The sequence below is a fragment of the Micromonospora sp. NPDC000316 genome, assembly GCF_042898885.1.
Lineage (GTDB): Bacteria > Actinomycetota > Actinomycetes > Mycobacteriales > Micromonosporaceae > Micromonospora.
Genome location: NZ_JBIAZG010000014.1, coordinates 1 through 21615, shown reverse-complemented (window position 1 = coordinate 21615; position 21615 = coordinate 1). Strand labels below are relative to the sequence as shown.

15 protein-coding genes and 1 pseudogene are annotated in these 21615 nt (G+C 69.1%); 9 read left to right on the top strand and 7 right to left on the bottom strand.

What is annotated here, in order from left to right; translation table 11 throughout:
- Positions 1 to 119: 119 nt before the first annotated feature.
- From ACFY2Q_RS23180 to ACFY2Q_RS23165, 4 genes and pseudogenes are all read right to left on the bottom strand, one after another.
- A pseudogene (locus tag ACFY2Q_RS23180) lies at positions 120 to 1376 on the bottom strand (histidine kinase); the annotation flags it as partial.
- 146 nt (positions 1377 to 1522) lie between these two features.
- Positions 1523 to 2470, bottom strand: coding sequence for a permease prefix domain 1-containing protein (locus ACFY2Q_RS23175; RefSeq protein WP_387133500.1), 948 nt, complete (start codon positions 2468 to 2470; stop codon positions 1523 to 1525).
- Positions 2467 to 2808 carry a PadR family transcriptional regulator gene (locus ACFY2Q_RS23170; protein ID WP_053657579.1) on the bottom strand — a complete coding sequence of 114 codons (342 nt, stop codon included), beginning with the start codon at positions 2806 to 2808 and terminating at the stop codon, positions 2467 to 2469. The genes ACFY2Q_RS23175 and ACFY2Q_RS23170 overlap by 4 nt, the downstream gene beginning before the upstream one ends.
- A gap of 242 nt (positions 2809 to 3050) precedes the next feature.
- Positions 3051 to 3671, bottom strand: a complete 621-nt coding sequence (locus ACFY2Q_RS23165; protein WP_387133498.1) for an L-threonylcarbamoyladenylate synthase — start codon at positions 3669 to 3671, stop codon at positions 3051 to 3053.
- Between the two features lie 166 nt (positions 3672 to 3837).
- Here ACFY2Q_RS23165 and dnaE point away from each other — a divergent pair, with 166 nt between their 5' ends.
- Positions 3838 to 7368: a DNA polymerase III subunit alpha gene (dnaE, locus tag ACFY2Q_RS23160; RefSeq protein ID WP_387133497.1), complete on the top strand. Its 3531-nt coding sequence runs from the start codon at positions 3838 to 3840 to the stop codon at positions 7366 to 7368.
- 51 nt (positions 7369 to 7419) lie between these two features.
- Here dnaE and abc-f read toward each other — a convergent pair whose 3' ends face one another.
- Positions 7420 to 9057: a ribosomal protection-like ABC-F family protein gene (gene abc-f / locus ACFY2Q_RS23155; RefSeq protein ID WP_387133495.1), complete on the bottom strand. Its 1638-nt coding sequence runs from the start codon at positions 9055 to 9057 to the stop codon at positions 7420 to 7422.
- A gap of 274 nt (positions 9058 to 9331) precedes the next feature.
- Here abc-f and ACFY2Q_RS23150 point away from each other — a divergent pair, with 274 nt between their 5' ends.
- Both ACFY2Q_RS23150 and ACFY2Q_RS23145 read left to right on the top strand, forming a co-directional pair.
- Positions 9332 to 9724 (top strand): type II toxin-antitoxin system RelE/ParE family toxin, encoded by a 393-nt coding sequence (locus ACFY2Q_RS23150; protein ID WP_387133493.1) that lies wholly within the window; start codon positions 9332 to 9334, stop codon positions 9722 to 9724.
- Positions 9724 to 10038 (top strand): helix-turn-helix domain-containing protein, encoded by a 315-nt coding sequence (locus ACFY2Q_RS23145; protein WP_387133492.1) that lies wholly within the window; start codon positions 9724 to 9726, stop codon positions 10036 to 10038. The genes ACFY2Q_RS23150 and ACFY2Q_RS23145 overlap by 1 nt, the downstream gene beginning before the upstream one ends.
- Before the next feature lie 50 nt (positions 10039 to 10088).
- Here the strand turns inward: ACFY2Q_RS23145 and ACFY2Q_RS23140 are convergent, their stop codons facing one another.
- Positions 10089 to 10781, bottom strand: a complete 693-nt coding sequence (locus ACFY2Q_RS23140) for a response regulator (protein WP_387133490.1) — start codon at positions 10779 to 10781, stop codon at positions 10089 to 10091.
- Positions 10778 to 12367: an ATP-binding protein gene (locus ACFY2Q_RS23135; protein ID WP_387133489.1), complete on the bottom strand. Its 1590-nt coding sequence runs from the start codon at positions 12365 to 12367 to the stop codon at positions 10778 to 10780. The genes ACFY2Q_RS23140 and ACFY2Q_RS23135 overlap by 4 nt, the downstream gene beginning before the upstream one ends.
- Positions 12368 to 12448: 81 nt before the next feature.
- Here ACFY2Q_RS23135 and ACFY2Q_RS23130 point away from each other — a divergent pair, with 81 nt between their 5' ends.
- The 6 genes from ACFY2Q_RS23130 to ACFY2Q_RS23105 all read left to right on the top strand — a co-directional run.
- Positions 12449 to 13840 carry a cation:dicarboxylate symporter family transporter gene (locus ACFY2Q_RS23130; protein ID WP_387133488.1) on the top strand — a complete coding sequence of 464 codons (1392 nt, stop codon included), beginning with the start codon at positions 12449 to 12451 and terminating at the stop codon, positions 13838 to 13840.
- Positions 13841 to 14240: 400 nt separating this feature from the next.
- Positions 14241 to 17162 carry a hypothetical protein gene (locus ACFY2Q_RS23125; RefSeq protein WP_387133486.1) on the top strand — a complete coding sequence of 974 codons (2922 nt, stop codon included), beginning with the start codon at positions 14241 to 14243 and terminating at the stop codon, positions 17160 to 17162.
- Between the two features lie 187 nt (positions 17163 to 17349).
- Positions 17350 to 18108: a class I SAM-dependent methyltransferase gene (locus ACFY2Q_RS23120; RefSeq protein ID WP_387133485.1), complete on the top strand. Its 759-nt coding sequence runs from the start codon at positions 17350 to 17352 to the stop codon at positions 18106 to 18108.
- Positions 18109 to 18340: 232 nt separating this feature from the next.
- Positions 18341 to 20614 carry a ricin-type beta-trefoil lectin domain protein gene (locus ACFY2Q_RS23115; RefSeq protein WP_387133483.1) on the top strand — a complete coding sequence of 758 codons (2274 nt, stop codon included), beginning with the start codon at positions 18341 to 18343 and terminating at the stop codon, positions 20612 to 20614.
- A 73-nt stretch (positions 20615 to 20687) separates the two neighbouring features.
- Complete coding sequence (locus ACFY2Q_RS23110) at positions 20688 to 21098, top strand: hypothetical protein (RefSeq protein WP_387133482.1); 411 nt, start codon at positions 20688 to 20690, stop codon at positions 21096 to 21098.
- 29 nt (positions 21099 to 21127) lie between these two features.
- Positions 21128 to 21615, top strand: a 488-nt coding sequence (locus ACFY2Q_RS23105; protein WP_387133480.1) for a helix-turn-helix domain-containing protein, incomplete at its 3' end; no start/stop codon positions are given.

Below are 21615 nucleotides of genomic sequence, written 5' to 3'. Positions count from 1 at the left end.
GTCGCCTCGCTGCGGCCCGCGTCTGCCCGGGCATGCGGGTTCTCGCCCCGGCTCGGCACGTCCTCGTAAGGTGTGGACCCGGCGTCGGTTCGCGTCACGTCCGGCTCGTTGCCCGCGGGCAGGGGAAGTCGGGCGCGGACCCGCCAGCCACCGCTGGAGCGCCGGCCGGCCTCCAGGACGCCGTCCTGGGCGGCGACGCGTTCCCGCATGCCGATCAGGCCGAGCCCGTCGGTGACGGGGAGGTGCTTCCCGCCGTGTCCGTCGTCGCTCACGTCCAACTCGACCTCCCGTGCCAGGTAACGGATGCGTACGTCGAGCAGGCTGGCGCCGGCGTGCTTCAGCGTGTTGGTCACCGCCTCCTGCACCACCCGGTACGCGGTCTGGGACACCGACGCGGGAAGCGGAACCGGCTCGCCGTACACCCCGATGGTGGCCGTGAGGCCGGCGGCGCGGGCCCGTTCGATCAGCTCGTCGATGCGCTCGATGGTCCCGGCGGACGGCGGTGGGGAATCGGTGGCTCCGTCGGGGGCGCGCAGCACGCCGAGCATCCGGCGTAGCTCGTCGACGGCGGTGCGGGCGCTCTGCTCGATGGCGGTGAGCGCCGTGCGGGCCTTGCCCGGGTCGCGGTCGAACACCCGGCGGCAGGCGGATGCCTGCACCCCCATCACCGACACGTGGTGCGCGACCACGTCGTGCAGCTCCCGGGCGATGCGCACCCGTTCGCCGAACACCGCCCGCTCGCGGGACTCGGCCTGCGACCGGCGCAGCTCCTCGGCCTGGGTACGCAACTCGTGTTCGCGCCGCGCGGCCACCCAGGAGGTCTCACCGAAGAAGTACGCGAAACCGAAGTACAGGCCGTTGATCAGGACGCCGGTGACCATCGCGGCGAGCAGCGGCGGCACCGGCCCGACGGCGTTGGCGAAGGCGCCGGGCGGGATGTGCTCGATGCTCACCGCGTAGTAGACGCCCAGCCAGGCGAACATCGTGACGATCACGCCGATGCGCAGCCGGCGGGCCAGCCGGCGATCCTGTCCCCAGGCGCCGACGGTGTAGAGAGCGCAGAACAGCGCCCACGAGGAGAGCTGCGTCTCCGGCGCCGACCGGGCCTGCGCGGCGATGAACGCCGCCGAGACGACAAGCAGGGTGGCGGCCGGCCAGCGTCGTCGCCAGATCAGCGGCAGGGTCACCGCTACGGTCCAGAGCAGCTGCTCCGGCCCGGACGGTGGCGGGCCGAGCAGGAACGCACCGGTGCTGCGGGCCAGGGTGAGACTCACCAGGGCCAGCAGGGTCACGCCCAGTCCGATCCAGAGGTCGATCCGGCCCTGCTCCGGCGTCGGACCCGGGCGGCGCCATCCGTCACGCTGTGCCACGGTCATCCGGGAACGATGCCACGTCACCCGCCGCGTCCGCTAACCGGACAGGGCGAAGGTGACCTGGTCAGGCCTGTGTGCTGTGGCTCCTTCGCGTCGGCGCGCGGCGGCCCGGCGCGGAGTCCGCGCCGGGCCGCCGTGTCCGGATCAGCTCACGCCGTCTGGCGGCGGGCCTTGATGGCGGTGTCGATCAGGTCCGAGACCAGCACCACCGCCGAGCCCACCGCGATGACAGCCCCGAGGATGTTCGTGTTCTCCGGCTCGGCCAGCCAGCTCAGGCGGTCGGCCAGGGCCGGGTTGAGCAGCCGGTCGGAGAGCGCCAACCAGATCACCGGCACCGTGAACGCAAAGTTGAGCAGGGCCTTCACCCCGAACAGGGCCCAGTTCCAGCGCCCGATCCGGTACTTGACGATCTCGAACACCAGGCTGGCGACCAGCACCGCGATCAGCGCCGGCAGCCAGAACGACCAGAGCGCCGGGTCGAGGATCGGGATGTTGCGGCCATCGGGCTCGTTCACCCAGGACCGGTAGTGCTGGATGGGCAGGTAGCCGATTGTCACCACCAGCATGACAACCGAGGCGATGGTGTCGGCGAGGGAGACGTCCTTGTGTGCGGGGACGTCGGGCAGTTTGTCGACGTTCCAGTCGGGCAGGTCGGCGGCGGGTTGGGAGCGGTCGATGAGCGCGAAGGTCAGGGTGAGCCAGAAGGCGATCTGCACGGCAACCTGTATGGCGGTGCCGATGCCGCTCCCGATGGCCCCGAAACCCTTGCCTTCGGCCACCTCGACGATGGCGACGATCGCGCCGACGAGCGCCGGGATGAAGCTGAGCAGCAGCTTCAGCAGCCGCAGCCAGACCAGGTAGTAGGTCGGGCCGATGAGTTGCAGCCGACGGTCGGCGTACTGGGCGGCCAGCAGGTCCGGGTTGCCCAGCTCGGTGAGCACCGCCCGCTCGGCGGTGGTGGCGTCCTGGCCGCCGTCGGTCCGGTCCTCGATCATGTCCTGGATCGAGGCGCGCAGCTCTGTGGCGATCTCGTCGCGGCGCTGGGCGGGCACCGATCGCAGGGTGGCGGCGAGATAGCGGTCGGTCAGGGTGTTCATCGGTCCACTCCTTGGATCAGCCCGGTGATGGAGGTCTGTACGGCGGCGAGGTCGTCCAGGAGCCGGTTCAGCATCGACTCGCCCTCGTCGCTGGTCCGGTAGAACTTGCGCGGCCGGCTCTCCTCGGTGTTCCACTCGCTGGTCAGCAGGCCCTGGTCTTCCAGCCGGCGCAGCAGCGGGTAGAGCGTGTTGGCGTCCACCGGGAAGCCGTGGTCGGTGAGCCGTTGCAGCAGTGCGTAGCCGTAGTCCGGCTGGCGCAACGCCACCAGGCTGGCCACCACGACGGTGCCTCGACGCAACTCCTGTAGGTGCGTCCGTAGAACGTCCTCGCTAACCATGCGTCACACCATACTGTGTGCCACACACTGTTGTCTACGCCCATAACGTTGTGCCGGCTCGGCGGCTCGCGGGGGATCCCTGGTCGGCTGGTGTGATGGTCGCCCTTTGCTCTGCTTCAACCCACGCAACAGGTAAGCGCCGTCCCTGGTGCGCCGGGTGAAGCAGAGCAAAGGGCGCGCGGCAGTGACCCGGCTCCGGCCGGTGCCGGGAGCGGGTTGGTGGAGGTGTGTGCGCGGGCGCGCTACTCGAAGCGGGACACGTCTCCCGCGCCCCGGCGCAGGATCTCCGGCTCGGGCCCGGACAGGTCGATCACCGTCGTCGGGTCCTTGCCGCACTCGCCGGCGTCGAGGACCGCGTCGACCTGGTGGTCGAGCCGTTCCTTGATCTCCCAGCCCTGGGTCATCGGCTCCTCGTCGCCGGGCAGGGTCAGGGTGCTCGACACCAGCGGCTCACCCAGCTCGGCCAGCAGCGCCTGGGTCACCGTGTGCCGGGGTACGCGAACACCGACGGTGCGCTTGCGGGGATGCATCATCCGGCGCGGCACCTCCCGGGTGGCCGGCAGGATGAACGTGTAGCTGCCCGGGGTGGACGCCTTCACCAGGCGAAAGACCGAGTTGCTGATCTGCACGAACTGGCCGAGCTGCGCGAAGTCCCGGCAGACGAGAGTGAAGTGGTGCCGGTCGTCGAGGTGACGGATCTGCCGGATCCGGTCAAGCCCGTCCTGGTTGCCCAGCTGGATGCCGAGCGCATAGCAGGAGTCCGTCGGGTAGGCGATCAGCCCGCCGCCGCGGATCAGGTCGGCAACCTGGCCGATGATGCGGGGCTGCGGGTTTTCCGGGTGTACGTCGTAGTACCTCGCCATCCTCCGAGCCTAGGCCCACCCGGGGCGATGAGGGGCAGTGGGAGTTGGCGACGAGGAGACGCGGACCACCCTCGGCGCGGACGGTGGAGCCGCCGAGATCACCTCGGTAGGGTAGGTGCCGGTCGGCTCCGACCACCTAGATCCACACCGCCGGGGGGCGCCAGGCATGGCTGATTCGTTCGCGCATCTGCACGTGCACACCGAGTATTCGATGCTCGACGGGGCGGCCCGACTCAAGGACCTGTTCGCCGAGGCCAACCGGCTGGGCATGCCAGCGGTGGCGATCACCGACCACGGCAACATGCACGGCGCGAACGACTTCTACAACCAGGCGATGGCCGCCGGGATCACCCCGATCCTGGGCGTCGAGGCGTACGTGGCGCCGGAGTCGCGCTATCACAAGGCGCGGGTCAAGTGGGGTCGGCCGGAGCAGAAGAGCGACGACGTCTCCGGTAACGGCGCGATCACCCACAAGACGATGTGGGCGAAGAACGCCCAGGGGCTCAAGAACCTGTTCACCCTCAACTCGCGGGCGTCCATGGAGGGGCACTACGTCAAGTGGCCCCGGATGGACATGGAGCTGATCGCCGAGCACGCCGAGGGCATCATGGCCACCACCGGCTGCCCGTCCGGCGCCGTGCAGACCCGGCTTCGGCTGGGTCAGTTCGACGAGGCGCTCAAGGTCGCCGCGAGCTACCAGGACATCTTCGGCAAGGACAACTACTTCCTGGAGATCATGGATCACGGCCTCTCCATCGAGAGCCGGGTCCGTGAAGGGCTCACCGAGATCGCCCGCAAGCTCGACATCCCGCCGGTGGTCACCAACGACTCGCACTACACGCACGAGGCGCAGGCCACGGCGCACGACGTGCTGCTCTGCGTGCAGACCGGCAGCAACATCGACGACCCGAACCGGTTCCGCTTCGAGGGCGGCGGCTACTTCGTCAAGAGTGCCGACCAGATGCGCGCGGTCGACTCGTCGGAGCTGTGGCAGCAGGGCTGCCGCAACACCCTGCTGGTCGCCGAGAAGGTCGACCCGAAGGGCATGTTCGAGTTCCACAACCTGATGCCGCGCTTCCCGGTGCCCGACGGCGAGACCGAGGAGTCCTGGTTCCGCAAGGAGACCTTCGCCGGCCTGGCTCGCCGCTACCCGAACGGCATCCCGGAGGGGCACGTCGTCCAGGCCGAGTACGAGCTGGGCGTCATCAACCAGATGGGCTTCCCGTCGTACTTCCTCGTGGTCGCCGACTTCATCCAGTGGGCGAAGAACCAGGGCATCGCGGTGGGTCCGGGCCGTGGTTCCGCCGCCGGCTCGCTTGTCGCGTACGCGTTGGGCATCACCGACCTGGACCCGATCCAGCATGGCCTGATCTTCGAGCGGTTCCTCAACCCCGAGCGCGTCTCGATGCCGGATGTCGACATCGACTTCGACGAGCGTCGGCGCGGCGAGGTGATCAAGTACGTCACCGACAAGTGGGGTGAGGACAAGGTCGCCCAGATCGCCACCTTTGGCACGATCAAGGCGAAGGCCGCGATCAAGGACTCGGCCCGGGTCCTCGGGTTCCCGTACGCGGTGGGCGACCGGATCACCAAGGCGATGCCGCCAGCCGTGATGGGCAAGGACATCCCGCTCACCGGCATCTTCGACCCGAAGCACCCCCGCTACGCCGAGGCCGGCGAGATCCGTGGCCTGTACGAGTCGGACCCCGACGTCCGCAAGGTCATCGACACCGCCAAGGGCATCGAGGGGCTGATCCGGCAGACGGGTGTGCACGCGGCCGGCGTCATCATGTCCGCCGAGCCGATCATCGAGCACATCCCGTTGATGCGCCGCGACGCCGACGGGGCGATCATCACGCAGTTCGACTACCCGACCTGCGAGTCGCTCGGGCTGCTGAAGATGGACTTCCTCGGCCTGCGCAACCTGACGATCATCGACGACGCGGTCAAGAACATCGAGCTCAACCACGGCACGAAGCTCGACCTGCTGGGGTTGCCGTTGGACGACCCGGCCGCGTACGACCTGCTGGCCCGTGGCGACACCCTCGGCGTGTTCCAGCTCGACGGTGGGCCGATGCGGTCGCTGCTGCGGTTGATGAAGCCTGACAACTTCGAGGACATCTCCGCCGTCCTGGCGCTGTACCGGCCCGGTCCGATGGGCGTCGACTCGCACACCAACTACGCGCTGCGCAAGAACGGCCTCCAGGAGATCACCCCGATCCACCCGGAGCTGGAGGAGCCGCTGCGGGAGATCCTGGCGCCCACCCACGGCCTGATCGTCTATCAGGAGCAGGTGCAGCGCGCCGCGCAGATCCTCGCCGGCTACACGCTCGGCCAGGCGGACCTGCTGCGCCGGGCGATGGGTAAGAAGAAGAAGGAGATCCTCGACAAGGAGTTCATCCCGTTCCGGGACGGCTGCCGCGAGCGCGGCTACTCCGACGAGGCGATCCAGGCGGTGTGGGACGTCCTGGTGCCGTTCGCCGGGTACGCCTTCAACAAGGCACACTCCGCCGCGTACGGTCTGGTGTCCTACTGGACGGCGTACCTCAAGGCGCACTACCCGGCCGAGTACATGGCAGGGTTGTTGACCTCCGTCGGCGACGACAAGGACAAGATGGCGCTCTATCTGTCCGAGTGTCGCCGGATGCGCATCCAGGTGCTTCCGCCGGATGTGAACACGTCGGCGGGGCCGTTCACCCCGGTCGGCAAGGACATCCGCTTCGGCCTGGCGGCGGTGCGCAACGTCGGCGCGAACGTGGTCGCCTCGATCATGCGGTGCCGCCAGGAGAAGGGCGACTACACCGACTTCTACGACTTCCTGTCCAAGGTGGACGCGGTGGTCTGCAACAAGAAGACGATCGAATCGCTGATCAAGGCGGGCGCGTTCGACTCGATGGAGCACCCGCGCAAGGGCCTGCTCGCGGTCCACGCGGACGCCATCGACGCGTACGCCGACGTGAAGCGCAAGGAGGCGGTCGGCCAGTACGACCTCTTCGGCGCCGGCTTCGGTGACGCCGACACCGGCAGCACGACTGTGATGCCTGTCATCGGTGACAGCGAGTGGGACAAGCGCGACAAGCTGGCCTTCGAGCGCGAGATGCTCGGCCTGTACGTCTCCGACCACCCGCTGTTCGGCTTGGAGCACATCCTCGGCGCGGCGGCCGACACGACGATCGCGTCCCTCGCCGAGGACGGCGCGGTGCCCGACGGGGCGGTGGTCACCCTCGCCGGCATCCTCTCCGGAGTGCAGCGGCGGGTCACCAAGCAGGGGCGCGCCTGGGCCTCTGCGACTCTGGAGGACCTGGCCGGTGGGGTGGAGACGCTGTTCTTCCCCAACACCTACGAGGTGATCGGGCAGTACATCGCCGAGGACGCCATCGTGGTGGTCAAGGGTCGTGTGGACCGCCGCGACGACACCCCACGGATCATGGCGATGGACATGTCCATGCCGGACGTCAGCACAAGCGCCACCAACAAGCCCGTCACCCTCACCATCCCGGTGCACCGCTGCACGCCGCCGCTTGTGGAGAAACTCAGGGAGACCCTTGTGCTGCACCCCGGGGACACCGAGGTGCACGTCAAGCTGCTCAACGGCGGTCGCACCACCACGCTGCGGCTGGGGCCGTTCCGGGTGGCGGCGACCACCGCGCTGATGGGTGACCTGAAGAGTGTCCTCGGCCCGGCCAACGTGACCTGACCGCGCTGCGGCCCGGCCGACGTTCGGCCGGGCCGCGCACGGCCGTCTGGTTCATCCCCGGTCGGGGGCCGCGATCTCGCGCAGCTGGCCGTCGGCCAGCCGCAGCCAGCGCTGCACGCCGATCTCGGCGAGGAACCGTTCGTCGTGGCTGACCACGACAAACGCCCCCTGGTACGCGCTAAGCGCGCTCTCCAGTTGGGCGACGCTTACCAGGTCCAGGTTGTTCGTCGGCTCGTCGAGCAGCAGCAGTTGCGGCGCCGGTTCGGCGCAGAGCACACAGGCCAGGGTGGCGCGCAGCCGCTCACCGCCGGAGAGCACCCCAACGGGCAGGTTCACCCGGGTGCCCCGGAACAGGAACCGGGCGAGCAGGTTCATCCGCTTGGCGTCCGGCAGGCTCGGCGCGTACGCGGCGAAGTTCTCCGCCACCGTACGGTCGAGGTCCAGCAGGTCCAGCCGCTGCGACAGGTACGCGATCCGCCCGTCGGCCCGGCGGATGTCGCCTCCTGCCGCTTCGAGGTCACCGTTGACGAGGCGCAGCAGTGTCGACTTGCCGACGCCGTTCGCGCCGGTCAGCGCGATCCGCTCGGGCCCCCGGATCACCAGGTCGGCGCCGTCGCCTCCGAACAGGTCCCGGTCGTCGAAGCGGGCCCGCATCCCTGTACCGGAGAAGAGGGTGCGTCCGCCCGGGACTGTGGTGTCCGACAGGTCTACGACGATCTGGTCGTCCTCGCGGAGCGCCCGGCCGGCCTCGTCGAGCCGGGACTTGGCCTGGCCGAGTCGGGCCGAGTGCGTCTCCTGCGCCTTGCCCGCTGACTCCTGCGCACTGCGCTTGAGCCCGCCGGCCACGATCCGGGCCAGGCCGGCGTTCTTCAGGTTCTTGGCGGCGTTGCTGGCCCGCCGGTCGGCGCGCTCCCGGGCCTGCTGCATCTCGCGCTTTTCCCGCTTGACCTCCTGCTCGGCGTTGCGCAGGTTGCTCTCGGCCACCTCCCGCGCCGCCTGCACCGCCTCCGTGTACGCGGTGAAGTTGCCCCCGTACCAGTGGATCTCGCCCCGGTCCAGTTCGGCGATGCGGTCCATCCGGTCCAGCAGTTCCCGGTCGTGGCTGACCAGCAGCAGACACCCGGTCCAGTCGGTCAGCACGTCGTAGAGCGTGTGCCGGGCCTCCAGATCCAGGTTGTTGGTGGGTTCGTCGAGCAGCAGCACGTCCGGGCGTCGAAGCAGTTGCGCCGCCAGGCCGAGGGAGACGACCTGGCCACCGGAGAGGGTGTGCAGCCGCCGGTCGAGCGACAGCTCGCCCAGGCCGAGGCGGTCCAGCTCGGCGCGGGTGCGCTCCTCGATGTCCCAGTCGTCGCCGATGGTGGCGAAGTGGTTTTCGCTGGCGTCGCCGGCCTCGATGGCGTGCAGCGCGGCGATCCGCTCGGCGACGCCGAGCACTTCGGCCACGGCCAGGTCACCGGCCAGGGGCAGGGTCTGCGGGAGGTAGCCGAGCACGCCGTCGACGGTGACGCTGCCGCCGCCGGGGGGCAGTTCCCCGGCGATCAGCCGCAGCAGCGTGCTCTTGCCGGCGCCGTTGGGCGCGACCAGGCCGGTACGACCGCCGGGCACGGTGAAGGACAGGTCCGAGAAGACAGGGGTGTCGTCCGGCCAGGAGAAGGACAGGTTGGAGCAGACGATGAAAGCGTCAGACATGCGAGTGACCTCAGAGGGTGGGGTGGGCGCGCCAGAGCCGCCCGACGACAACCGGGACCGATGGAACGACGACATGGCCACGGCGGCTGCGCGTACGCGCCGAACGGTGGCCGAACACGTCCGGTCTCACCCGGAGATGTCGTCGTCACCCGCCATGTCTGGTCTCCCTGGTCGTACCGCTAACCCAACTCCGCGAAGTCTAACAACGGATCTTCGCCCCGCCACCGCTTTAGGTTGCAGCGCTCCGTGTATAGGTCAGACTATAGTTGGTTCCATGTCGAATGAGCCGCCACGTCGCTGGGCGATCAGGACGACAACGGATGTCCGCGACTGGTTGCGATCCCTGCGTCAGGCCGACCCCGCGACATACCGGTCTGTCAACGTGGCGATCGACATGCTCGCGGAAACCGGTCCGGGACTGGGGCGCCCGCTGGTTGACACCCTCAGGGGTTCGACAATCAGCAATCTCAAGGAACTGCGACCGAGGTCGGGAAGGGACGTCGCGGTTCGTGTGCTGTTCGTCTTCGATCCATGGTCCCAGGCCGTGCTGCTGGTGGCCGGTAACAAGGCAGGAGATTGGAATCGCTGGTACGAGAACGCGATTCCGGTCGCTGAGATCGCGTACGAGGGCTGGCTTGCCTTCGAGAGGAAACGGAGGGAGGGCTGATGAGCGACTTCCACGACTGGAATGACATCCGGGCTGAGTTGCACGACGGGGACGATGAAGCGCTCGACGGAGAACGTGCCCGTACCGAGGCGTGGATCAGCGCGTTCCACCTTGCCGAAGAGCGGAAGCGGCTGGGCCTGACCCAGCGGCAGGTGGCCGAGCTGATGGGTGTCACTCCCGGCCGAATCAGCCAGATCGAAAACGGCGATCTGGAGGCCAACGAGGTCGCGACGCTGAGCCGATATGCACGAGCGCTCGGCGCCCGCATGCGGATCATCTTCGACTACGGAGACGACCTTCGTCAGATCGCCTGACCTGTCGGCGACCTCGGCAGCAAGGTGCCGGCCGGCAACCAGGACGCCGATCAGCGGGGTCGGTATTCGACCTCGGGGCGGCCGGGGGTGCCGTAGCGAGGGCTGCGGACCACCCGGCCGACGGTCGCCAGATATTCCAGGTAGCGGCGGGCGGTCACCCGGGAGATGCCTGTCGACGCGCTGACCTCGGTCGCCGACAGCCCTGCCCCGCGGGTCACGTCGGCCAGCGCGGCGCGTACCCGATCGAGGGTCTGTGCGTCGAGGCCCTTGGGCAGGCTGTGCCCGGCGGTGCCGCGCAGGGTGGCGAACATCTGGTCCACCTCGTGCTGGGCAGCCACCTCACCGTCGGCGAGCGCCTGGGCGCGGTAGTCGGCGTAGCGTTCCAGCTTGTCCCGGAACGCGGCGAACGTGAACGGCTTGAGCAGATAGTGCGTCACCCCGAGGGACACCGCCGTCCGCACCACCGCGAGGTCCCGCGCGGACGTCACCGCAAGCACGTCGACGCTGCTGCCGGCCGCGCGCAGCGCCCGGCAGACGTCCAGGCCGTGCAGGTCGGGCAGCCGAAAATCGAGGAGTACGAGGTCCACGTCGTCGCCGCCGCCCGCGCGCAGCGCCGCCATCGCCGCCCGCGCGGTGTGCGCCACCCCGACCACCACGAAACCGGGAACCCTCTCGGTGTACGCGGTGTGCGCCTCGGCCAGCAGTGGCTCGTCCTCGACGACAAGGACCCGGATGTCGGTCATCGGCGTGCCCCGACGATCGGTAGGCGGACGGTGAACACGCTGCCGCCGTCGTCCGAGCGGCCCACATCGGAGCTGCCTCCGTGGCGACGGACCACCTGCCCGATCAGGGCCAGACCGAGGCCCCGGCCGGCGCTCTTCTTGGTGGACCAGCCGCGCCGGAAGGCGTCCGCCACCCGCTCGGGGGCCAGCCCGGGGCCGCTGTCGGCGACCCGTACGACAAGCTCGTCGTCGACCTCGCCGACGAAGACCCGCACCCGGCGCGGCGCGGGCGTGCCGGCCACCGCCTCCAGGGCGTTGTCGACGAGGTTGCCGACCACTGTGAGCAGGTCTCCGGTGGGCAGAGGGCTGTCGTCGAGGCGGCAGTCCGGCTCGATCACCAGGTCCACGCCGCGTTCGCCGGCCTGCGCCGACTTGCCGAGCAGCAGCGCGGCCAACGCCGGCTCGGTCACCGCGCCGACCACCCGGTCGGTCAGTTGCTGGGCGAGGGCCAGGTCCCGGGTGCCGAGCCGGACGGCCTCCTCGGTACGCCCCAACTCCACAAGGGTGAGCACTGTGTGCAGCCGGTTGGCCGACTCGTGGGTCTGTGCCTGCAACGCCTCGGTAAGCGCGCGGACCGAGTCCAGCTCGCTGGCCAGGGTGCGCAGCTCGGTCTGGTCGCGCAGGGTCAGCACGGTGCCGAGGGTCGCGCCCTCGAAGCGGGTGGTCCGCTGGTTGGCCACGAGCACCCGGTCACCGGCGAGGACGGGCTCGTCGCGGGCGTCCCGCTGGGAGCCGAGCAGCTCGGCGACCGCCGGCGGCAGGTCGATCCCGGCGACCGGCTTGTCGGTCACGGGCGTGTTCGCGTCGAGGCCCAGCAGCCGGCGCCCCTCGTCATTGATCAGGGCCACCCGCCGGTCGGTGGTCAGCACCACGAGACCTTCGCGCACCGAGTGCAGGACCGCGTCGTAGTACTCGTACATCCTTGTCATCTGGGCCGGGCCGAGGCCGTGCGTCTGGCGGCGCAGCCGGCGGCTGAGCAGCCACGAGCCGGTCGCGGCGAGGGCGAGCGCCGGTGCGGCCACACCGAGCAGCACCGGCAACTGGCCGAGCAGCTTGCGGTTGATCGCACGGGTGGTGATGCCCACCGAGACCAGACCGACGATGCCCCGCTGCCCGTCGTACACCGGAACGACAGCGCGCACCGACTCGCCGAGCGTGCCGACGTTGACTGTGGTGAAGGGGTGGCCCGTCAGGGCGGGCCCGATCTCCCCGACGAACGGCTGGCCGATCAACTCCCGGGTGGGGTGCGAGAAGCGGGTCCGGTCGGGGGCCATCACCACCACGAAGTCGGTGCCCGTCGCCAGCCGCGTCGACTCGGCGTACGGCTGGAGGATGCTTGCCGGGTCGGCGGTCGTGAGGGCCGCGCGGACGTCGGGGGAGCGGGCCACGGTCTGCGCCACCGCGAGGACCTCCTCCTGCGCGGCCTGGCGGGAGTCGCTGCGGGCCAGCCAGAACGCGCCCGCCGCGCCGGCCAGCACCAGAAGCGTCACCACCATCGCCTGGAGGGCGAAGAGTTGCCCCGCGATGCTCCACTGGCGTCGGGCCACCCCCACCACCTCCTGAATTTTCGCGGTGAACAGAATGACCGCAAGGCTGTCAACGGGTGAGATGCGCTTCACATTGTCGACATGGACACCACCGACTCCACCACCACACCGGCGCCGCCGGTCCGCCGGGACCGTACCCGGTATCTCTACCTGGCCGTCATCGTGGCCGTGCTCGCCGGCATCGTTGTCGGCCTGGTCGCGCCCGAATTCGGCAAGGAACTCAAGCCGATCGGCACCGGCTTCGTCAACCTGATCAAGATGATGATCAGCCCGGTCATCTTCTGCACAATCGTGCTGGGTGTCGGCTCCGTTCGGCAGGCCGCGAAGGTCGGCAAGGTCGGCGGCCTCGCCCTCGGCTACTTCCTCACCATGTCGACAGTCGCCCTCGCCATCGGCCTGGTGGTCGGCAACCTCATCCACCCCGGCTCCGGCCTGGACCTCGGTGCGGACCTCGCCGGTGCGGGCAAGGCCGCCGCCGGTGACGAGGCCGGCGGTACGGCGGACTTCCTGCTCGGGATCATCCCGACCACGCTGCTCTCCGCGCTCACCGAGGGCGAGGTGCTCCAGACCTTGCTTGTCGCCCTGCTTGTCGGCTTCGCCGTGCAGGCCATGGGCCGTCGTGGCGAGCCGGTGCTCAGCGCCATCACCGTCATCCAGCGGGTCGTGTTCAAGGTGCTCGCCATGATTATGTGGCTGGCGCCGGTCGGCGCGTTCGGCGCCATGGCGGCAGTGGTCGGTGCCACCGGCGTGGACGCCCTCAAGAGCCTCGCGCAGATCATGCTGGGCTTCTACGCGACCTGCCTGATCTTCGTGCTGGTGGTCCTCGGTGCGCTGCTCTGGTTCATCGCCCGGATCTCGATCTTCTCGCTGCTGCGCTACCTGGGCCGGGAGTTCCTGCTGATCCTGTCCACCTCCTCGTCGGAGTCGGCGCTGCCGCGGCTCATCGCCAAGATGGAGCACTTCGGGGTGAGCAAGCCTGTCGTCGGCATCACAGTGCCCACCGGGTACTCGTTCAACCTGGACGGCACGGCGATCTATCTGACCATGGCGTCGCTGTTCATCGCCGACGCGCTCGGCAAGCCGCTGTCGGTAGGCGAACAGATCTCGCTGCTGCTGTTCATGATCATCGCGTCCAAGGGTGCCGCCGGGGTCACCGGCGCCGGGCTCGCCACGCTCGCCGGTGGGCTTCAGTCGCACCGCCCGGATCTCGTCGACGGGGTCGGGCTGATCGTCGGCATCGACCGGTTCATGTCCGAGGCGCGGGCGTTGACCAACTTCGCCGGCAACGCCGTGGCGACGGTGCTTGTGGGGACCTGGACCGGCGAGTTCGACAGGGAGCGCGCGACCGCCGTGCTGCGCGGCGACGACCCGTTTGACGAGGCCACAATGCTCGACGAGCACGACGACGAGGCGGAGTCGGGCGCCCGGCGGGCCACCGACGAGCCGGCGGCGCCGGTAGGCGCACCGGCCTGAGTGGCGATCAGCAACCTTCCGGGGGTCGCGTTGGCGCGACATCCGGCGCAGAAGAAGTGTCGGGTTGGTCGGGCTCGGTAGCACCCGGCGGGTTAATGGCCGCCTCTCCAATGCGGGGAGGTGGCCATTTTGCTGTCATAAAGCAGCTGTGTGCACCCGGATAAAGGGCGACGCGGGCGAATTGTGATCAGGAATAGGAAATTCCAGTCTTCTCTTCCGGTTACACGACCGGCACCACCTGGTCACCCAGCGCCACGAACCCGTTGCGAACGGCGCGTTGACAAGCCGGAAAAAGCTTGACAGGGTCTGTATACAACGAAGATCATCTGATGTTCTTTGGCTTCGACCATTCCGGGAGACCACATTTATGCGGCAAAAACCTATTGCCCTGACGCTTGGCATGTCATTGATCCTGTCCGCCGGGTTGGCGGCTAACGGTTCCGCTGCGGGCGCCGCCGGCGCGGGAGCGGCAAGCGTCGGCCAGGAGCGCTTCCAGCCGGGCGTCACCTACGACCTGTCGGTGACCGACGCCGAGCGCGACGCCATCCACGCCGAAGTCGAGGCGTTGGCGGGACGCGTCAGCAGCGCGCGGGCGGGAGACGGCACCTACAACCCGCTCACTCTGGTCGGGGCGATGCTGGACGGGTCGAGCTACGACTCCATCTCCCGGGGCGGCACGGCCGCGACGACGTACCCCTTCCCGGTCAGCAACACCGCGGCCAACCAGAACGAGTACGACCGCAAGGTCGCCAAGCTCGCCTGGGTGGTCAAGCTGGCCACCGACCTGGGTTTCCCGGTTGTCGTGCAACGTCAGGCCGACAAGTACGTCTACGCCGAGATCGGTGACCCGGACGCCCCAGAAATGATCATGGCGTTGAGTCACCTGGACTCGCCGACGTCGTCCGTCTCGGCCGCCCAGCTGGCGCGCTGGCGGGACGCCGATGGCAACCTCGGCACTCCTGGCGCCTACCACTCGCCCTACATCAAGGACGGCTGGGTCTACGGGGCGGGCATCCAGGACGACAGCGGCCCGACGCTCGCGACGCTGCTCGCGGCCAAGGCGCTTCTCCAGGCGGGGCTGCCTCTCGACCGTCGCGTCCGCATCGTGATGGGAATCTACGAGGACGGCGGTCCCGGCACGCCCACGGCGGCGAACACCGCCGCCTTCCAGTCCATCCCGTACAACGCGAACCCGAGCTTCTACGACAACTGGGCGTACAAGAACCTCAACCGGGAGGAGATGCCGATTGCGGCGTACACTTCCGACTCGCGGTTCCCGGTCATCGTTGGTAACTCCGGCTCGGTGACCCCGGCGGTGTCGATGAGCCTGGCGGCGGACAGCGCCAAGGCCTTCCGGCTGACGGCTGCCACGGCCGGCGTCACCCTGCGCGAAGGCGACCCGACCCTCAAGGACATCGCCTACGGCAGCACCACGCAGATCGCCTCACGGGCCATCTTCACCCTCGACGTGGCGGGCGCCAGCTCCGCCGAGCGCGACAGGTTCGTGTCGGCGGTCACCGCTGCCGCGACCACGAAGGGTTGGCTCCCGGCTGCTCCCGGCACCACGCCCAAGGTGCAGGCCACGATCACCGGCGACTCGCTCACGCTGGAGATCAACACTGATGTGGCGATGGAGATGCCGACCCCGCAGTACGGCAAGAACGCCGTCGTGTGGGGGATGTCCCTCATCTCCCAGGGACTCGGCGCCGTGGGAGGCACGACCGCCGACCTGCAACTGAAGAAGGCCGCCGACGGCATCAGCGACCTGTTCTTCCGCGACGGTGTCGAGGGCGAAGCCTATATCGGTAAGTACATGGGCATCCCCGCGAACCTGTTGCGCAACCCGAGCAACGGCACGCCGAACCTGACCTTCGCCCTCATGGCGAACATCAACTCGGAAACCCCGACGAGCTTCTACACGGACTCCTCCGGAAACCTCAGCATGCCGATGTACGTGCGCAGCATGCACCTCACCGCGGCTGACTCCAGCCAGGCAACGGCAGCGGCCACTGCCGCCTTCCAGGCGAAGGGGTTCGCCATCGGCAACCTCGGCTCGCCCATTGGCGCCGGGTTGTACGTCACTCACGACAACCCGCTGACGGCCCTTCAGTTCGGGAGCTACCAGGCCTCGATCAACCGCAGCCCGCAGCAGTTCCCGGATCCGTACTCCCTCATGGACGTCACCTATCCGCAGGGCACGACCGGTGGCACCCTGGCCAGCAACTTCCGCAACAAGATGACAGCCTTCGGCGCCGTCATCCCGGGTAACGAGCGCTGGTGGCACACGGCCAACGAGCGGATGAAGGTCGACTCGGCTGTGCAGATGACCAAGATCATGGCCGATGGCATGGCGGAGATGGCCCGGTACACCGGGCCCGCTGGCGCCAACTTCATGTGGGCGGACATGCCAGGGCTCAACGCCGACCGGTCGGACCTCGACCTGCTCGACGTGACGATCGGAACCTACAAGGACGCGTCGGGCGCTGTCGGCGCGAACCAGCTGGGTGGCCAGGCTCTGCTCGGCGCCACCTCGTTCAACATCCCGATGTGGAACGGGCGCGGCAACTCGGCCCCGACGGCGGCGGCCTTCGCGCTGGGCCACGAACCGGGAGGGGTCTACCTGCCCCTGACCGACCCCGAATTCCAGACCAGCACCTACGTGGCGCCGATGCGTCTGGAGTTCAAGGTCGAGCGCCCCGGCCACATGTCGGACGCGGCGTGGGCGAAGTTCGTCGCCGGCGGTTACGGCGACTTCCGGTTCAACATTCTCGTCGGCGGCCAGGTCGTGCCGCTTGCCGTTCCCGCGGGGCAGAGTGCGGACAAGTACTTCTCCTCACGCATCTCGGCAACCAACCCCAACGCCATCTACCTGGCGGTGAACCTCGCGATCACCGACGCGCCGTACGCCGGGGTGCAGGCCAAGCTCGCGGATTCCAAGAAGGACCTGTACAAGGTCAACCCGACGTACCTGGCGTCGAACCCGGATCCGTTCCCGGGGCGCGGGGCCACCGAACAGCGGGGCTTCTTCCAGTTCGGCGACGGGCAGAAGAACGCGGAGTTCTCGTCACCCGACGCGGTCTACGTGACGGTCGCCAACGCGGCAGTCGATGCGAAGCCGTCGGCGGTGGTGAAGAAGTTGAAGGGCAACACCAACGAGTTGACCATCACGGTGAAGCAGACCCGTATCGACGGCAGTGAGTCTGCTGTGACGCGTACGTTCACCATCAACAACAACGCGGCTGGCACGTACACCGTCGGCGATTACAAGGTGTACGTCGACACCAAGGGCAACACCCAGGTGCGGTCGATCTCCATCGTGTGAACCGGAGTTCCGTCGGCGCACGGGAGAGTTCGGGCCGACGAGGCCACTAGTTAGATCCGTTTACGATCCACCAGCACCATAAGCAGTCAGGGGCCCGTTACCGGATAACCGGTAACGGGCCCCTCCGCCGATCCGCGGCCCCGACGACACCGACACGTCCCGCGGGTAGAGCAGGTACCCTTCGTCGGTGTTCTCGCCTCAGGGTCCGTCTCTGCGTGAACTCTGCGTCCAAGCGTTGTCCTCGGTCGAGCGCGGCTACGACATGCTTGCGCCGAAGTTCGACCACACGCCCTTTCGCACGCCGGACAGCTTTGTCGGCGCGACCGCCGACGCGCTGTCCGAACTCGGGCCGTTCGACAGTGGGCTGGACGTGTGCTGCGGCACCGGCGCGGGCATGCTGGCTCTCAGGTCTGTGTGCGAAGGGCCCATCACGGGCGTCGACTTCAGCGCCGGGATGCTCGCGCAGGCGCGCAGCGCTCACCCGGGCGCCACGTTCGTGCGGGCCGACGCTCGGGCCCTGCCCTTCACCGACTCCTTCGACCTCGCCGTCAGCTTCGGAGCGCTCGGGCACTTCCTGCCCACCGACCGACCGGCGCTCTTCGAGGGGGTGCACCGGGCGCTGCGGCCCGGCGGGCTCTTCGCCCTGCCGATCGGCGCACCACCGCCGCTGGCCTCGCTCCCGCACCTGGTCACGCTCGGCTTCGACCTGACCATGCGCGTACGCAATGCCATCTGGCGACCGCCGTTCGTCATGTATTACCGCACGAGCCCGCTGCCCGCGGTCCGCGACGACCTGACAGCGGCTGGCTTTGCCGTGACGACAGTCGCCCTGACCGCCCTGGGTCGGCGCCGGGACGGCAGCGCACGATGCGCGCTGATCCTCGCGCGTAAACCGGCTGAGGTGACGGATGCCCGCTCGCGGACCTCGTCACCGCAGGGCGCGTGAGCGCCCCACGCGTCGCCGATCTCAGAATTCGAATTCATTCGATATTCATAGCGGCTTGCCGATGTACGTGTCGGTAACATTGCGCTCGGCGACAGCGGTGACGGCAATAGCGCAGCTATAGGGAAATGAACGAGCGATCAGTCGATGATCTTGCATGTGATTTATCCAACTGTCGCTTATCCGGCGGCGGCGAGGAATTGGGTGTGTAAACAACGCCCGGTACCTTCCTGACGTGCCTGATGCCCCTCGACAGTTGATCGCCGATCGTTACCGGCTGGTACGTCCGCTCGGGCAGGGCGGAATGGGCCGCGTGTGGCAGGCCCGTGACGAGATGCTTCACCGGGACGTGGCCATCAAGGAGTTGGTGGCGCCGCCCGGTCTGCGTGACGACGAGCGCCGGGAGATGCGCGAACGGTCCATGCGCGAGGCGCGGGCCGTCGCCCGGCTGGGTCACGTGAACGTGGTGCGCGTCTTCGACGTGCTGCACTCCGGCGACGATCCGTGGATCGTGATGGAGCTTGTCCCGTCCCGTTCCCTGCACGAGGTGCTCGAAGCCGAGGGCCCGCTGCCTGTGGCTCGCGCCGCCCGGATCGGGCTGGGTGTGCTGAGTGCGCTGCGGGCCGCGCACCAGGCCGGTGTGCTGCACCGGGACGTCAAGCCCGCAAACGTGCTGCTCGCCGACGACGGCCGGGTGGTGCTTACCGATTTCGGGTTGGCGACGCTGCCCGGCGATCCGCGGATGACCCAGACGGGGATGGTGCTCGGTTCGCCGGCGTACCTGGCTCCGGAGCGGGCCACCGATGGTGAGGTCGGTCCGGCTGCCGACCTGTGGTCGCTCGGCGCGACCCTCTACGCGGCGATCGAGGGGCGCACCCCGTACCAACGCTCGTCGCCGATGGCGACGCTGGCCGCGCTCGCCACCGAGCCGCCACCGCAGGCCCAGCGCGCCGGCCAGCTGACCCCGCTCCTGGAGGGGCTGCTGCGTCGGGAGCCGGATCAGCGCATCAGCGCCGAGGAGGCCGACCGCCTCCTGCGGCACGCCGCCGGCCCGGTCGACCCGGTCGGCGGGGGAGGCCAGGTGGGCGAGTCCGGCCCGGCGATGCCGGTGGCGAGGATCAACACCGGCGACGGTACGCCGCAGCCGATCGTGCCCGAGTTCGTCACCGCCGGGTCCGGTCGGCCTGTCGAGTCGTCGCCGACAGTCCCGGCGGCGAGCGCCACCGCACCGGCTCCCGCAGCCACGACCGAGTCGTCGCCTGTTGTCTCCACGACAACGGCCGCCACCGCCCCGATGCCGTCAGGTCCCGGGTCGGCCCTGCCACCGGACGATGTGGCCGTTGCCTCGGCGCGTCGGCGTCGCCGTTGGCTGATCGGCGCGATCGCCGCCGCCGTGCTCGTCGTGTTGCTGGTGAGCGCGTCGCTGGTGACCGGCCGACCGGCCGGCGAACCGGGCCGGGCAGCGGCACCTACCGCAAGCGTCGCTCCGGTCGCCGAAGCGCCGGTTGCCAGAGTGCTGCCGCCACCGCCCGCCGGCTGGCACTACCACCGGGGCGATCCGCGCTTCCTGGTGCCGGTGCCGGACGGCTGGCAGCCGCTGCGCGACGGCGAGCGGGCCGAATTCCGCGAGCCGGACGGCAGTCGACAGTTCGTCCTCGACGAACTCCGGCCGATCCCCGCCGACCTGGTCGCCGCGCTGCGCACCCAGGAGAAGGCGGAACGTCGCCGGTACGCCGACTACCAGCGGGTCCGGCTCGCCGCGCTCGACTACCACGTGCGGGCCGCCGAGTGGGAGTGGACGTACACCGACGCCGACGGCACGCCGATGCGGGCGTCGAGCCGTGCCTTCGTCGACCGCAACGGGCACGCGTACACCATCGACTGGACCACATCGGACGCCGAATGGTCGGTCAGCCGGGGGATCTTCGAGCTGGTCACGGACGGCTTCCAGGGGCTGCCGGTGAGCGCTGCTACGCCGTCGGGATCCGCCCCACCGGACGGAGGAGAGGGCCACCCGTCGACCGGGCCGGGCGGCGGTTCGACGAGCGCCGCGGGGAACCCGGGGCAGCAACCGTCGGCGCCGGCCGCGCCTCCACCACCGTCGCCGACGCAGAGCAGCGCACCCGCCGGGCAGCAGATCGTCAGCTTCGCCAGCGACCGGTGCATCGACATCCCGGAGGGCAAAGCCACCGCTGGTGCCCGACTCCAGATCTGGGACTGCCGCCGGACCGCCAAGCAACTGTGGACCTTCCCCGCCGACGGTACGGTCCGGTCGATGGGCAAGTGCCTGGACGTCGCGGGCCACTCGACGGCGGACGGCGCGGCTGTCCAACTGGCCGACTGCACAGGCGCCGCGTCCCAGAGGTTCACCCTGAACAAGGCCCACGACCTGGTGAACGTCCGCGCGGACAGATGTGTCGACGTGCTCGACGGCAACCCCGACAACGGCGCCCGGTTGCAGATCTGGCAGTGCACCGGAAACGCCAACCAGAAGTGGCGGGCCAGTTGAGCGCTGACTCCGGACGCTCCGATGGTTACGGTCGTGGATGCCGAGGATTCCCGACCAGTCGAGGAGCGATCGCATGGCACCCTCTCCGTCCCGGCTCTTCGCCGAGATAGCGACGGCGGAACGACCTGCCGAGACCGCGGTGGTCATGCGACGTGCGGTGGTGCTCGGTGGCAGCGTGGCAGGGCTGCTGGCGGCCCGGGTGCTGAGCGACCACGCCGACGACGTGCTGATCATCGAGCGGGACCCGTCCGATGTCGATGCGGGGCCTCGTCCGGGTGTGCCCCAGGGCAGCCAGGTGCACGCCCTGCTGCCCGCCGGTCAGGTCCAGCTGGAACGCTGGTTTCCCGGCATCGCCGACGAAGCGTTCGCGCTCGGCGCCCCTCCGCCACCTAGTGCGTTGTCCATGAACGTTCACCGGGTCGGGGACACGCCGGGCGGCGTGCGTTCGGATGAGGTGGTGAGGGCTCACTCTCGACGGCGGTGATGTAGATCGTTGAGAGTGAGGTGGGTGGATTGGCCGAGCCGGTACGGGCACGGCGGTTGACGCAGGACGAGGGCCGCAAGCTGCAACAACTCGTGCGACGGGGCAAGCACGACTCGGTGCGGGTCCGGCGGGCGTTGATCGTCATGGCGTCGGCGTCCGGGACACCTGTCGCGTCGATCGCTCGGCTGGTCGCCGCGCACGAGGACACCGTCCGCGACGTGATCCACCTGTTCAACGAGATCGGACTACGCGCGTTGGACCCTCGATGGGCGGGAGGCCGTCCCCGCCGGATCAATGACGACGATGAAGCGTTCATCATCGCGACGGCCACCACGCGTCCGAGCAAGCTCGAGCGTCCGTTCACCCGCTGGAGCCTGCGCAAACTCGCCGACTATCTCGCCACCGACGCCAGCCGGCGGGTGATCATCGGCCGGGAGCGGCTACGGCAGCTGCTGCGCGATAACCAGGTCAGCTGGCAACGCACGCGAACGTGGAAGGAATCATCGGATCCGAACTT